This is a genomic window from Peribacillus sp. TE19612 (genome assembly GCF_056279465.1).
Map to the genome: position 1 here is coordinate 54558 of NZ_JBWCCL010000001.1, position 13785 is coordinate 68342.

Sequence of the window (13785 nt, forward strand, 5' to 3'; positions counted from 1 at the left end):
TCATTCTTAAAGCTATAAGGTAAAAATTACTTATCATGAGGTGATTTTGTATGATGTTTACTGACAATTTAATAAATAAAAAAAATAAGATGTTTCTTGCTGGGGAATGGGTATCTCGTGATAAAAGCATTGAAGTCTTGGATCCACAGGATCATAGTTTAATCACAACGGTTCCTGCTGCGAATGAAAGAGACGTCATTTATACTATTGAAGAAGCAAAAAAAGGAGTGAAAATAGCAGCAGATATGTCAACACATGAAAGAATTACTATTCTTCATCGTGCTGCGGACTGGATCTTTGAAAATAAGGAAAGATATGCAACTACTATTGCTCGTGAGGGAAGTAAAACAATTAAAGAAGCAAGAAAAGAAGTACTACGTTGTATTGAAACACTTCGTATAAGTGCTGAAGAAGCAAGGAGAATTAATGGAGAAACCATATCGTTTGATCAAATGCCAGGAAGCGAAGATCGCATAGGTTACTATTATCGTTTTCCTATTGGAATTATTGTAGCTATAACACCTTTTAACGATCCATTAAATCTTGTTGCACATAAAGTGGGTCCTGCTATTGCTGCCGGGAACGCTATTATTGTAAAACCAGCAACTGTAACACCATTAAGTGCTCTTTTATTGGCAGAAGCTTTTGAAAAAGCCTGTCTGCCACCGAAAGTTTTATCCGTCATTACCGGTCGTCCAAGTGACATGGGAGATAGTCTAATTACTCATTCAGCTATACGAATGATTTCTTTTACAGGAGGACTTGCCACTGGCAAAGCAATTATTCAAAAAGCAGGCTTGAAAAAGATATGTATGGAGCTTGGATCAAACTCACCCGTTATTGTATTGAAAGATGCTGATTTAGAAGAAGCTGTGAAATCAACTGTTTCTGGAGCATTTTGGGCAGCAGGACAAAATTGTTTAGGGGTACAGAGAATATATGTCCAAGAAGGTATTTATCATGACTTTATTGGTAAATTTATTGATCGTACTCAACAATATCGAGTAGGTGATAAATTATTAGAAGAAACAGATATGGGACCAATGATCTCCGAAAAAGAAGCAAAACGTGTTGAAAGTTGGGTAAATGAAGCTGTTGAGAAAGGTGCAAAGTTGCTTTGTGGTGGAAAACGTGAAGGATCTTTTTACCAACCTACTGTTTTAGTTAATGTACCAGAAAATTGTAAATTGGCAACTGAAGAGGTTTTTGGCCCAGTTGTTACCATTTATAATGTTCCTGATCTTGATACAGCTATTTCCCAATCCAATAGTGTAGATTTCGGATTGCAAGCAGGTATATTCACTCGTGATTTAGATAAGGCATTGAGAGCCATACGTAAACTTGATGTAGGTGGAGTTATGGTAAATGATAGTTCAGATTATCGCATTGATGCGATGCCTTTCGGGGGGGTAAAAGGTTCTGGTTTAGGTCGTGAAGGAATTAAGTTTGCACTTCAAGAAATGACTGAACCAAAAGTTGTTTGTTTTAAAGTTAATAATAAAACAATATGATAACATAAGGGCTGACCTATCCAGGTCAGTCTTTAAGATAAATATTCTGATTTTTCTGTGAAATATAAACTTTGTATATTGTTGTCTATTAAACTAAGTACTTGAAGAGAGTAAATAACGAAGGAGGAGACTAGATGACAAACACAAATAATACCAATGAAAACCAGTTGAAACGTTCAATGAAAAGTAGGCATTTGTTCATGATTTCGCTAGGTGGTGTAATTGGAACGGGTCTTTTTCTGAGCAGTGGATATACAATTAGCCAAGCTGGACCAGGAGGAACGATTCTCGCTTACTTAGTAGGCGGATTAATCATGTACCTTGTCATGTTATGCCTGGGCGAACTAACTGTTGCTATGCCAGTAACAGGTTCATTTCAATCTTACGCTACCCAATATATCGGTCCTGCTACTGGATTTACTATTGGTTTAATGTACTGGCTTACTTGGGTGGTAACAGTAGGTTCCGAATTTACTGCCTCTGGACTATTAATGCAGAGATGGTTTCCTCACACTTCTGTTTGGATGTGGAGTGCCGTCTTTGCGATTCTAATTTTTTTACTTAATTCCATTTCAGTAAAAATATTTGCAGAAACCGAATTTTGGTTTTCAGGTATCAAAATAATTACTATTATCTTATTTATTGTGCTTGGAGGGTCTGCAATGCTTGGATTTATTCCAATGGATGATAGAACCTCTGCCCCCATGCTTTCTAATTTCACTGTAGATGGAGGTCTTTTCCCAAATGGCCTGCTTCCAGTTTTTATGGCTATGATTTCCGTTAATTTTGCCTTTTCAGGAACAGAACTTATTGGCATTGCTGCTGGAGAAAGTGAAAATCCAGAAAAAGACGTTCCTAGATCTATTAGAAATGTAATTTGGCGAACAATGTTTTTCTTTGTTGGTGCAATTTTTGTGTTATCTGGGTTAATCTCTTGGAAAGAAGCAGGAGTCATTGAAAGTCCATTTGTGATGGTTTTTGACAACATCGGAATTCCTTATGCAGCTGATATTATGAACTTTGTTATTATTACAGCTTTACTCTCAGTAGCAAACTCTGGTCTATATGCATCTACTCGTATGTTATGGTCACTTTCAAATGAAAAAATGATAAGTTCATTTTTTGGAAAGGTAACGTCAAATGGAGTACCATTGAATGCTTTAGCTGTAAGTATGGCAGTAGCTTGTTTATCTCTATTATCTAGTGTATTTGCACCTGATACAGTTTATGTAGTACTTGTGGCTATATCAGGATTTGCAGTAGTAGTAGTTTGGATAGGGATTGTTTTATCACAATATATGTTCCGTAAACATTTTTTGAAAATGGGGGGAGATATTAAAAATTTAAAATTCCGTACACCACTTTATCCTTTTGTACCCATTGCTGCTTGTGTTTTGTGTCTTGCTTCTTGTATAGGTCTTGCTTTTGATGCGAGCCAAAGAATTGCTCTGTACTGTGGAGTACCTTTTATTATTTTATGCTATCTCTTCTACTATATGAAAAATCGAGGAAATAAGAATCAGATAAATTCTTATAATGAAACGGATGATTATATTAGGAATATTAAGTAAAGAGATTTTTTGTAAAAAATGAGAAGGCTTACAAGATCTTCGGTTTATCGATTTTTAACGTACTAATTTAAATAATAAATCAAAGAATTACACTGATTTTGGACAGACTTCTTCTACTTATATATGAGAAGCTGTTCTTTTTCAGTGTGCCTAGCATGTGCATTAAATAAGGGTACCAATGGTTGATAGACATAGATTTGGATGAATTCTATGATAAAGTTAGTCACTACTTCCTACTCTATTTATTTACATCACTCCCATAACATTCAATATAAAAGAGGCGATTAAACACCTAAAACCAGAAGATACGGTCATCCTCCATTCGGATCAAGGGTGGCATTATCAAATGAGAAGTATCAAATAACCTTAAAAGATTCCCGCATTATACAAAGCATGTCCCGTAAGGGAATTTGTTTAGATAACGCAGTCATGGAAAACTTTTTTGGCTTGTTAAAGTCTGAATTGCCTTATCTCCAAGAGTCTGAAAGTATGGAGCACTTTGAAAAGGAATTAGATGATTATATTCATTACTATAACCACAAACGAATGAAGGTAAAATTAAAAGACCTGAGCCCGATGGAATACCGAACTCAGGTCTTAGAAACTGCTTAAATTGTATATGTCTAACTTTATTGTGTCAGATCACTTTATCATGGTTGACTCCATGTATGTACATGAAATCTTAGTTTCCTTATTTGCTGGTATAATCTCTTTCAACCTTACAAATTCGGGTAGTGTATGACGAGTACCAATCTTTCATACCTTTTTCTTGTGCCTTTTTGTGAGCAGCATTTTCCTTCCAAAGCCTAATGGCATCCAAGGACTTCCAATAGGATACGGTAATTCCTAACCCGTTTTGATCTCTTACGCTTTCGACTCCTAAATAGCCGTCTTGTTGAGCGGCAAGTTCATCCATGAATTCAGCGGTTGAATTATAGCTTGCGGCATCCTTATCGCATCTTTGCGAAGTGAAAATACAAGCGTAATAGGGCGGTTCGGGAGTATTTGCAAAAAACATGAAATGACGCCTCCTTTTAACTTAATATTCAAAATAATACCACATAGGCGAGAATGAGGATAGATTCCCGGTAAAGGGCACTCAGCAAAGAAAACAAGGAAGTAAGAAGCAGTATATATCACTGACACGGAATTCTACGGAAGGGATTTTATTCTGATTCACGAATATATATTACTTTGACGGTTTTACAAAAAAAGGAGATGGTCTTGTGTGCGGGATTCGTTAGTAAACATATAGAAAGAGATGTATTTTTACCGAAACAACGCGATATTCTTTTGGAAAATGCATTAAAAGATTTATCGGCAGATCCTGATGTTTTGGCTATTTACATAGCTGGTTCGTTAGCAAAAGGAAACGATGATAACTACTCAGATATAGATTTGCACACTATTGTTATTCCAAAACGTAAAGCAGATTTTTTAAAGGAAAAAGGAATAGAGCCAATAACTGGGGAAATGTTTCATTTCACGAAGATTGCAATCCTTATTCACCGTATATCGTCACTCATTATAATACCTTTGTGAAAGTGGATAGCTGGTATCACGCACCTGAGGAAATTGTACCCTCCATCTGGTTAAAAGAGGTTGAAGTTCTCTATGATCCTTAATATTATGAGTTATGTTATTAAGGAATCAGCTAATCAAGTGTATAAACCTACACCGGATGAAGTTGAGCATTGGAGAGGAAAGCTGCTTGCTTTTGTCCATGAAACCTACAGGGCCGTTATGAGGAGAGAAATGTTATATGCGCTATCCAATCTTGATAGGATACGGTGGCTCATTGTATCTGGTTGGTATATGGAAATGGAAGAGCATATAGATGTCCCCTATGGAGTATGGACAAAAATCGAGGGCAATAGAAGTAAATTAGCTGGAAAGCAATTATCATTGTTGGAAAGTTGGGATTGTGGCCGCAATTCAAATGAAATTATTAAAACGTTGAGACTTATGATTCCAGAATTTCTCAGAATCAATGAATACTTATGTACTCAATTGGGAGTCGAAATAAATGAAGACCAAATCAAAAGAATATTGGATATGGCTATCTGATGCCTTTTACAAAAGATTATGGAACATTGTTGTTCGTGTGAATTATGTAATCAGTTATGGAGGGATGCTAAGTGGCAGAATTGGTATATCATGTAGCCGTTTCACTGGATAATTTCATTGCCGACCAAGCAATGTTGGAAGGGGATATCAATCATTCTTTTTTCTTATTTGAAGGAGATCATGTCCCGGACTTTTTATCCGATATCCAGCAATATGAAGCGGTGTTGATGGGAAGTAAAACATATGAATTTGGATTTCAATTCGGAGCTAAACCGGGTGAACCAGGTTATAAGGGTTTGAAACATTATATATTCTCGAGCTCCCTTCAGTTTGAATCGAATGAGGAGGTAGAGCTTATCGAGGGAAACGCCGTTGCGTTTATTGAAAACCTCAAACAGCAAGGTGACGGTAAGCTATGGCTTTGCGGGGGCGGAGAACTGGCTGGATCGTTATTAAAACATAAACTCATTGATCAATTGGTGCTGAAAGTGAATCCAGTCATAATCGGTGAAGGCATCCCTCTTTTCGGCAGTGTTAAGCCAAGTCTAAAATTGGATTTAGTTGAAATGAAACAATATCCAAACGGAGTGATTAAACCTACATATAATATTATTTATACTTAGGGCTGCGCTGGCGCAGCTTTTTTAATGCAAATCAATGGACAATAAAAGGTGAAATTTTCTTTATTGAAAATATACAAAGAAAATTTATTAGAAATTTATTTTTAACATATATCCTTTCAGTATAACTTGAAAGGAGTTTTCTATATGAGAAAAATAGTAAAAGTATCAAAGAATATATTTTTTACCTTCTTTGCTATGATCTTATTTGTAGCGATAGCTGTTTTTATCTACCATAATTATCAAAAGGGAAAGGAATCATCATTAATTAGTGAAGGAACACCCGTTGATTTTAATAACAAAGAAATTAATGTATATACGGAAGGCAGCGGTGAGGATACATACGTATTTATGTCAGGTTCCGGAATTGCTGCTCCTGTTTATGAATTGAAAGGATTATATAGTAAGTTTGCAAAAGAAAATAAGATTGCAGTCATTGAAAGAGCTGGATATGGATACAGTGATGTTTTTCATGATGATAGGGATATCGATACAATATTGGAACAAAGCAGGAAATCGTTAATGGAAAGTGGAAATAAACCTCCTTATATTTTGGTTCCACACTCGGTATCAGGTATTGAGGCTATTTACTGGGCACAAAAATACCCGAGTGAAGTAAAGGGAATTATTGCTTTGGATATTGGTTTACCGCACCAATATGTGACTCATAAAATGGGCATGGTTGATTCATTGACAGTAAGAGGAGTGAATCTTTTAACGAAAATGGGTTTGCACCGTCTTGTACCTTCTGCTGTTTATAATCCCGAAGTGATCCGGCAATCATTTTTGACTGACCATGAAAAGGAAATGTATAAAACACTATCTTATAAACAGTTTTTTAATGATGATATGGAGCAAGAACTTTTACAGAGTTACAATAATGGTAAAAAATCAGTTAACTTGCCAATACCAAAAGATACACCCATTTTATTATTAGATGCGATAGCCGATGAAAATAAAAATTCAAAATATACAAAACAAAAAAAAGAAGATTATGAGGATTTTGCAGAGAAACTATTAAAAGGGGATGTAATAAAACTGAAAGGGACGCACAGCATTTATTTATACGCGCCTGATGAGATATATGATCTTTCCATGAAATTTATCAAATGAATGAAGAAAGGGTTTGTGATGAAAAGATATAATATTTTAATTGTTGAAGATGATTGGATGATTGGTGATTTACTGAAAAAAATTTTGCAACGCGAAGAGTACAATGTATGTTGGATAAAAGAAGGAAAAGATATTAATGATATCATCAATGAAATCGATTTAGTCATAATGGACGTTATGCTGCCAGGAGATGATGGCTATCAAATTACAAAGAAACTAAAAAGTCTAGGATTGAATATTCCCGTTATTTTTCTATCTGCCCGAAATGATATGGATAGCAAACTTCAAGGTTTGAAAATTGGTGAGGATTATATGACTAAGCCTTTTGATCCCAGGGAGCTATTACTAAGAATGGAGAAGTTGCTGGAAAATCAATATGGTACTTTCGCACAAATTAAACATTTATATATTGATGCCCAACATAAGAGGGTATTCAATAATGACTTGCATAATGAAGTGGTTTTTACTGCGATAGAGCGTAAAATTTTTTTCTATTTATATGAAAATAGGGATCGGATTTTAACGAAAGAACATTTCTTTGAATATTTATGGCAGCTCGAAGATAGGAATCAAAATATCATTAATGTACATATAAAAAAAGTTAGAACCAAAATCAATGATAACACCGGTGAAATCATCCAAAATATATATGGAGAAGGGTATAGATTGAATACCTATATAAAGAAATGAAATTAAAGGAAAAATACCAGCTATTGTTATTCATTGCCGTTATTAGCGTGCCATGTATATTACTGATGATCAGTATCCTTATGTCACTAATTTATGATAGGTCCTTTAAAACTAAAAATGGTGACATTCCTTTTCATGAATCTTTTGCGTATCCTACAATGCTGGGAGTATTCATTTTATCATTATTATTGTTAGCCTTCTTATTTTCCAAATCTATTAACTCACTATTAAATAAAATAAATATATTGAATGAAACTATCAGGAATTTAGCTAGTGATGAGGAGATTCCAAATAAATTAGAGGTTAATAACAATGATGAAATCGGGAAATTAACTAAATCGGTAAACTTACTCATTGAAAGAACGACCTATCGGGAATTGGAATTAAAGCAACAAGAGGAAATGAAAAAGGAACTCTTAAATAAATTAAGGCATGACATCAATACACCTTTAACAGCAGTAAGGTTACAATTATTTTATTTAGAAGGCCAATATAAGGAACAAGCTCCACTATTACAATCACTATATCAACAAATAAATTATATTTCCGAATTAACAAATGAATATAATATTCAATCCACAGCTGAATTAGATAATTCTTATATCTTGAATGATAAAGTGAATATGCACGCTTTATTAGAGATGATGGTTAAAAAATGGGGCTATTTGTATAACATGCATGGTATTGAATTAATATATCATCCTTTAAATGGAGAGCTGGAATGGATGAGTAATGACTTGTGGCTGCAAAGGTTATTCGATAACGTCTTCCAAAATGTTTTAAACCATTCAAAGGCTGATAAACTTGTGATAACCATTGAAAATAATGTGGTCAGTATCAAGGATAATGGAATTGGTTTTAATATCGAAAGTAAAAGTAAGGGACTTGGCTTAAAAATAATTGAGGATATAGCTAAGACACTATATATAAAATATAATTTGGAATCTAATGAAAGCGGAACTTTATTTAGTTTTACAGTCGAAAATACATATGAATCCCATTTGAATTAGGATATTTTACGGGGATGACATCCGGGGATTTCGTCAGGGATTCATCAATATCATTCTTTTCAGATAGTTTGCCTCATGCAACATAGTTATATATCACTTACTTATATAAAGAGATACAAAAAGGTTGCTATAGACCCACCCATTTTTAAGTTGATATGATATTCAGGTACTTAATTGTGGGGGGAAGTTGAATGGAAGAACAAAAATATAATGACCTCAAATTAGGCGAACGTGGTGCAATCATCAGTATTATTGCTTATATTTGTCTATCAATCATGAAGCTGGCTATCGGATACATAAGCGACTCAGCGGCTTTAAAAGCGGATGGGCTTAACAACACGACTGATATTATCGCGTCACTTGCCGTACTGATCGGTTTAAGGCTAGCTCAAAGACCCCCCGATAAAGATCATGGTTATGGCCATTGGAAGAGTGAAACGATTGCATCAATGGTAGCTTCGTTTATCATGTTTGCTGTTGGTGTACAAGTATTGATAGATGCTGTTGCTTCCATGCTTAAAGGCGGAAAGGAATCACCTGACATTATTGCCGGATATGTAGGTGTTTTATCAGCAATAGCCATGTATTTTGTATACCGATATAATAAAAAGCTTGCTATGAAAATTAACAGTAAAGCAGTTATGGCAGCTTCGAAAGATAATATTTCCGATGCTTGGGTAAGTATAGGAACAGCTATAGGGATTTTCGGCTCCCAATTAAACATGCCTTGGCTTGATCCCCTTACTGCCATCATTGTTGGATTATTAATATGCAAAACAGCCTGGGATATATTCAGTCAAGCCTCGCATGAACTTTCTGACGGTTTTGATGAAAATAAAATTCATCTATATAAGGATGTAATTACAAATGTGGATGGAGTCAAGGGGATAAAAGAAATTAAAGGAAGAAATTACGGGAACAATGAAGTGATTGATGTTGTGATCCTTGTCAATTCAACCTTGGATATTAAAGAAGCACATGATATAGCGACACATGTAGAAAAAGTGATGATGAAAGATCATGGAGTGTATGACGTTCATGTCCATGTAGAGCCCAATTAACTGTCTCTTTCAATATGAATTAACAAAAAAGGTATAAATCTGCTTTACAAACATATGAATAATATGCAATCATTAATTCATTACATTGGAAGGAAAAGGTACCTTATACAATGAAGCAGTAATCTTATCTAATAAACAGTAAATCTGAATCAATTTCAATGGGTGCAATCGGTTAGATATGTTCAATGCAAATACGTGTCACTTTGTTTGCTTTATCGGTAAGTAAAGTGAATTCATTTTTTCATTTGAACAAGAATCTTTTTAGATACCCATGTGAGATTTTTAATGATTATGTTTAGAGATGGGATTCGTCTGTTCGTTTATAGGTACTGATTCATATACAATTACTTTTTCTGATATCCAATCAGAAGAGGTATATTTGGTTTATGTATATTAATTTAGTAACAGGCGATCTCTCTCTAGAAAAATGGAGGGGGATTTTTTTATGTTATTTTTAAAAGCGAATGATTTAAAGAAAAGCTACGGAAGCCGTGAAGTTCTTTCTGTCGATACACTTCATCTTTACAGTCATGACCGTGTTGGTTTGGTTGGCAGAAATGGAGAAGGTAAAACGACCCTGCTTTCTATACTAGCGGGAGTGAGGGAAGCCGATTCCGGTCATATCGAGAGCTATGGAACGGTCAGCTATATCCCGCAGATGGAAGAAACTGAACAAGAAATAAGCGGGGTATTAACGAGCATATGGAAACTGCCCGATGAGGATCAAGAAATCATAAGCGGCGGTGAACGAACTCGAAGAAAAATCGCTGCAGCCCTTTCTTCCAATGCGGATGTATTGATCGCGGATGAACCTACCAGCCATTTGGATATATCCGGAATTGAACAATTGGAAAAGGACTTAAAATCTTTTAATGGCGCTATTTTGCTTACTTCACATGATAAAGCATTCTTGAATCATCTGTGTACAACAATATGGGAGGTTGAGCAAGGCAAGGTAACGGTATATGAAGGGAATTACGAAGCGTATATCAAACAAAAGCAAGCAAAAACAGAAAAGGAAAAAAAGCAATATGAAGAGTACACCCGTGAAAAGAACCGGTTGAAACAGGCTGCACAAAACCTTCAAGCCAAATCCGATTCAATTAGGAAAGCCCCTAAACGAATGGGTAATTCAGAAGCAAGGCTGCATAAACGGAGCTCCGGGAAACAGAAGGCGAAATTGAACCGTTCTGCTGAAGCGATAGAAACTCGAATTGAAAAATTAGCAAAAAAAGAAAAACCGAGGGAGGATTCCCCGATCATCTTTGATATTTCAGAATTTCCATCTTTGCATAGCAAAAGGGTCATTCGATTTAATGGCAGTTCCCTGAAAGTCGGGTCACGGGTGCTGAAACAACATATTTTCGGAGATGTCCCCTTAGCTTGCAGACTTGCCATCAAAGGTCAAAATGGTTCAGGAAAATCGACATTACTGAATAAGATAGTGGAACGGCACCCAGATGTATATGTCGCGAAGCCGGCAAAGATTGGATTTTTTGCCCAACAACAAGAAAATTTGAGTGAAAGTAAAACGGTTCTCGAAAATATATTGGAGGACAGTCCCTACAATCAAGCCTTTATTCGTACACTATTATCACGATTAGCTTTTAAAGGAAATGACGTTCACAAACAAGTTTCACTTTTAAGCGGTGGGGAAAGAGTCAGGGCTTCCCTAGCAAAAGTTTTTTTGGGAAACTATAATGTACTGGTTTTGGATGAACCTACAAATTACCTGGATATTCATACTAAAGAGGCTTTAACCGAAGTGTTAAAAGCATATCCAGGAACGATCGTTTTTGTGACTCATGATCGTTCATTGATCCAATCTCTTGCAACACATTCACTTTCATTTGAAAATGAACCTCCGAGAGTAAGTGTTATAAATAAGGAATCAACAAAATCGGCCACTCGCAAGGATGGCCTTGAAGATAAACTGGCTGAGCTTCTTATGATTGAAGTGCAAATCATCGAGACACTTGGTAAACTGTCCAGTGTTATGAAGGAAGAGGAAAAAGAGGAATTGGATAGGGAATACCTCCAACTCTTGAACAAGAAAAAAGAGCTTGAAGGTTAAATGCAACATATTAGGGCCCCACTCAAACGAGAGGGGCCTTTTCTAGGATAAAGAGCGGTTAAAGTGGAGAGAAATTTTACACTTTAAATACGAACCAATGAATTGGATTAGTGAAAAATAATGAAAAAAAGATGGGTAATGTTAAAATTAACAAACTGATGTGGGAGGGACTTATCTTGATTGGGCTTCAATTAGATAAAATAAATGAAATTTAGAAGGAGAAAGTAAGTAAGAAAGTAAGGAGGGGGACAATCATGAAACCACGTATTACTGTCATTACATTAGGTGTGGATGATTTGGAAAAATCGCTGGAATTCTATCGGGATGGCCTGGGATTTCAAACAGAAGGGATATTGGGCAAAGAATTTGAGCATGGAGCCGTTGCCTTTTTAGACCTGCAAGAAGGCCTAAAGCTTGCCATATGGAGTCGCAGGGATATAGCTCATGAGGCCAAGATTCCTTTGTCTCCGGCAAGTCCTACTGAATTTACCCTTGGTCACAATGTAGGCAGTAAAGAGGAAGTGAATATTGTGTTGGAAAAAGCAAAAAAAGCTGGCGCGATCATAACCGATCCGGCACATGACACTTTCTGGGGAGGATACTCTGCACACTTTCAAGACCCTGATGGACACCTTTGGGAGGTCGTTTGGAATCCGCAGTGGGATGGTGAATAGAATCATGTTTAGAGATCATTTCCATACTCAAGTTTTATTAATTCTATTAAAACAATGAAGATCAGAGTCTAGGGGAGACCCTGCAGGCGTTGAGGCGCCGTGGGCGGACCGCCCGCGGAAAGCGAGTGCCTGGAGTGAAAATCCAACGTTCAAATTATAAAAACCATAAAAAACTGTAGGCAAAATCGATTTTCATCAAGTTTGCCTACAGTATGAAACAAGTACTTTACCTAGGGTTATGTGCTTGTTTTTTATTTATGAACTCTCTGCTTTTTGCAATCAATTCATTATTCTTTTCAATCGCTTCGTTATTACTGTATTTCACCTGATTAATGGTATCATTATCTTCCATGTATTCAAGCAGCAAGTCTACCGCTTTATCCATCAGTCTTTCGATGGGGATACCTCTTTCTTCAGCCAAATTAGCGAGTCTATTAGTCAAGTACGGATTGAGGGTAATGTTTATTGGTTTTCTCGTTTCAGAATTGATAGGCCGTTCCACCTTCAGTCTTTTAATCTATCATATACCTTTCATTGAGATTAAACAAATATGTGTAGGGATATGTATGTAGGATTGTAGAGGAGGGGATACAGGATGTTGCCACTATGGAAGTAAGAAACCATATAAATGAGGTGGATGTTATTCTTTTAGGCCCTCAAGTTCGGTATCAACTTAATGATATAAAGAAAATAGGGGATGAAAAAGGAATACCTGTAGATACGATAAATCCAATGCATTATGGAACATGTAATGGCAAGGAAGTATTGCGAACGGCCCTCCAATTAATTTCAAAACAACATAAGGAGTGTTAATATGACGATAACGAAAGAGGATCTATCAGAATTATCATTTCAATTAATTCTTCATAGCGGGAATGCCCGCAGTTGTGCAATGGAAGCCATTGCCTTGCAAAAACAAGGTAAATCAAGCGATGCCCAAGATAAATTAAAGGAAGCGGAACATGAGTTTGTTGCTGCACATAAAATCCAAACCGCATTGATTCAACAAGAAGTGAATGGTGAGAAATTCGATATTCCAATGCTCTTGATCCATGCTCAAGATCACTTGATGACTTCCATGACAACAAAAGATTTAGCGATAGAAATCGTGGAATTACACAAGAAAACACAAAAGAACTAACAATATTCAGGAGGTTGCTGCGGCAGCCTTTTTCTTATGTTCATAACGTGTGAACTTCAACGAGAAGGCGGAGATATCCTCCTTCATGAACCTAAGTTAAATGAATATGGCAGATAAGGGTCACTCAAGATTAGGATTCTCCGAAAATTTAAATTATACTAGGTTCATGAAAGTAGCAATAGATACTGTCACTGATTAACGAAGGGTAGTCATGATAGAAAAACAAACAACTAATTAGCAAACGCAATCATTT

At 36.0% G+C, this 13785-nt stretch carries 15 protein-coding genes and 1 pseudogene; 14 read left to right on the forward strand and 2 right to left on the reverse strand.

Going from position 1 to position 13785, the window contains the following annotated elements:
• Positions 1–53 precede the first annotated feature (53 nt).
• From ACZ9AO_RS00280 to ACZ9AO_RS00290, 3 genes and pseudogenes are all read left to right on the forward strand, one after another.
• Entirely contained in the window at positions 54–1511 is a 1458-nt protein-coding gene (locus ACZ9AO_RS00280) for an aldehyde dehydrogenase family protein (RefSeq protein WP_476108164.1), read from the forward strand.
• Between the two features lie 134 nt (positions 1512–1645).
• On the forward strand, positions 1646–3082 hold the full coding sequence (locus ACZ9AO_RS00285) for an amino acid permease (protein WP_476108165.1): 1437 nt from the start codon (positions 1646–1648) through the stop codon (positions 3080–3082).
• Between the two features lie 280 nt (positions 3083–3362).
• Positions 3363–3694 (forward strand): annotated as a pseudogene (locus ACZ9AO_RS00290) (transposase); the annotation flags it as partial.
• Between the two features lie 79 nt (positions 3695–3773).
• Here the strand turns inward: ACZ9AO_RS00290 and ACZ9AO_RS00295 are convergent.
• Complete coding sequence (locus ACZ9AO_RS00295; RefSeq protein ID WP_476108166.1) at positions 3774–4100, reverse strand: antibiotic biosynthesis monooxygenase family protein; 327 nt, start codon at positions 4098–4100, stop codon at positions 3774–3776.
• A 206-nt stretch (positions 4101–4306) separates the two neighbouring features.
• Here ACZ9AO_RS00295 and ACZ9AO_RS00300 point away from each other — a divergent pair, with 206 nt between their 5' ends.
• The 9 genes from ACZ9AO_RS00300 to ACZ9AO_RS00340 all read left to right on the forward strand — a co-directional run bounded on the left by ACZ9AO_RS00300 (position 4307) and on the right by ACZ9AO_RS00340 (position 12391).
• Positions 4307–4624 carry a nucleotidyltransferase domain-containing protein gene (locus ACZ9AO_RS00300; RefSeq protein ID WP_476108167.1) on the forward strand — a complete coding sequence of 106 codons (318 nt, stop codon included), beginning with the start codon at positions 4307–4309 and terminating at the stop codon, positions 4622–4624.
• Positions 4625–4696: 72 nt separating this feature from the next.
• Positions 4697–5149, forward strand: a complete 453-nt coding sequence (locus tag ACZ9AO_RS00305; RefSeq protein ID WP_476108168.1) for a hypothetical protein — start codon at positions 4697–4699, stop codon at positions 5147–5149.
• 71 nt (positions 5150–5220) lie between these two features.
• Complete coding sequence (locus ACZ9AO_RS00310; RefSeq protein ID WP_476108169.1) at positions 5221–5772, forward strand: dihydrofolate reductase family protein; 552 nt, start codon at positions 5221–5223, stop codon at positions 5770–5772.
• Positions 5773–5916: 144 nt separating this feature from the next.
• Complete coding sequence (locus ACZ9AO_RS00315; protein ID WP_476108170.1) at positions 5917–6882, forward strand: alpha/beta fold hydrolase; 966 nt, start codon at positions 5917–5919, stop codon at positions 6880–6882.
• A gap of 18 nt (positions 6883–6900) precedes the next feature.
• Positions 6901–7572: a response regulator transcription factor gene (locus tag ACZ9AO_RS00320; protein WP_476108171.1), complete on the forward strand. Its 672-nt coding sequence runs from the start codon at positions 6901–6903 to the stop codon at positions 7570–7572.
• Positions 7569–8582: a sensor histidine kinase gene (locus ACZ9AO_RS00325; protein ID WP_476108172.1), complete on the forward strand. Its 1014-nt coding sequence runs from the start codon at positions 7569–7571 to the stop codon at positions 8580–8582. The genes ACZ9AO_RS00320 and ACZ9AO_RS00325 overlap by 4 nt, the downstream gene beginning before the upstream one ends.
• Positions 8583–8773: 191 nt before the next feature.
• Positions 8774–9643 carry a cation diffusion facilitator family transporter gene (locus tag ACZ9AO_RS00330; protein WP_053534580.1) on the forward strand — a complete coding sequence of 290 codons (870 nt, stop codon included), beginning with the start codon at positions 8774–8776 and terminating at the stop codon, positions 9641–9643.
• 445 nt (positions 9644–10088) lie between these two features.
• Positions 10089–11717: a ribosomal protection-like ABC-F family protein gene (gene abc-f / locus ACZ9AO_RS00335; protein ID WP_476108173.1), complete on the forward strand. Its 1629-nt coding sequence runs from the start codon at positions 10089–10091 to the stop codon at positions 11715–11717.
• Between the two features lie 254 nt (positions 11718–11971).
• The gene (locus ACZ9AO_RS00340) at positions 11972–12391 is read left to right on the forward strand and encodes a VOC family protein (protein WP_476108174.1); all 420 of its coding nucleotides are present in this window, start codon (positions 11972–11974) and stop codon (positions 12389–12391) included.
• A 226-nt stretch (positions 12392–12617) separates the two neighbouring features.
• Here the strand turns inward: ACZ9AO_RS00340 and ACZ9AO_RS00345 are convergent, their stop codons facing one another.
• A complete protein-coding gene (locus ACZ9AO_RS00345; RefSeq protein WP_251542060.1) occupies positions 12618–12893 on the reverse strand; it encodes a ribbon-helix-helix domain-containing protein in 276 nt (91 codons plus the stop codon).
• A 71-nt stretch (positions 12894–12964) separates the two neighbouring features.
• Here ACZ9AO_RS00345 and ACZ9AO_RS00350 point away from each other — a divergent pair, with 71 nt between their 5' ends.
• The gene (locus tag ACZ9AO_RS00350) at positions 12965–13204 is read left to right on the forward strand and encodes a PTS sugar transporter subunit IIB (RefSeq protein WP_311294069.1); all 240 of its coding nucleotides are present in this window, start codon (positions 12965–12967) and stop codon (positions 13202–13204) included.
• Between the two features lies 1 nt (position 13205).
• Positions 13206–13532, forward strand: a complete 327-nt coding sequence (locus ACZ9AO_RS00355; RefSeq protein WP_230302408.1) for a PTS sugar transporter subunit IIA — start codon at positions 13206–13208, stop codon at positions 13530–13532.
• The last annotated feature ends 253 nt before the right edge of the window (positions 13533–13785 follow it).

Bases quoted from the DNA above. Each gene is read 5' to 3' on its own strand.
- ACZ9AO_RS00280 (WP_476108164.1), top strand. From the start codon at position 54: ATGTTTACTGACAATTTAATAAATAAAAAAAATAAGATGTTTCTTGCT.
- ACZ9AO_RS00285 (WP_476108165.1), top strand. From the start codon at position 1,646: ATGACAAACACAAATAATACCAATGAAAACCAGTTGAAACGTTCAATG.
- ACZ9AO_RS00295 (WP_476108166.1), bottom strand. From the start codon at position 4,100: ATGTTTTTTGCAAATACTCCCGAACCGCCCTATTACGCTTGTATTTTC.
- ACZ9AO_RS00305 (WP_476108168.1), top strand. From the start codon at position 4,697: ATGATCCTTAATATTATGAGTTATGTTATTAAGGAATCAGCTAATCAA.
- ACZ9AO_RS00315 (WP_476108170.1), top strand. From the start codon at position 5,917: ATGAGAAAAATAGTAAAAGTATCAAAGAATATATTTTTTACCTTCTTT.
- ACZ9AO_RS00320 (WP_476108171.1), top strand. From the start codon at position 6,901: ATGAAAAGATATAATATTTTAATTGTTGAAGATGATTGGATGATTGGT.
- ACZ9AO_RS00325 (WP_476108172.1), top strand. From the start codon at position 7,569: ATGAAATTAAAGGAAAAATACCAGCTATTGTTATTCATTGCCGTTATT.
- ACZ9AO_RS00330 (WP_053534580.1), top strand. From the start codon at position 8,774: ATGGAAGAACAAAAATATAATGACCTCAAATTAGGCGAACGTGGTGCA.
- abc-f (WP_476108173.1), top strand. From the start codon at position 10,089: ATGTTATTTTTAAAAGCGAATGATTTAAAGAAAAGCTACGGAAGCCGT.
- ACZ9AO_RS00340 (WP_476108174.1), top strand. From the start codon at position 11,972: ATGAAACCACGTATTACTGTCATTACATTAGGTGTGGATGATTTGGAA.
- ACZ9AO_RS00355 (WP_230302408.1), top strand. From the start codon at position 13,206: ATGACGATAACGAAAGAGGATCTATCAGAATTATCATTTCAATTAATT.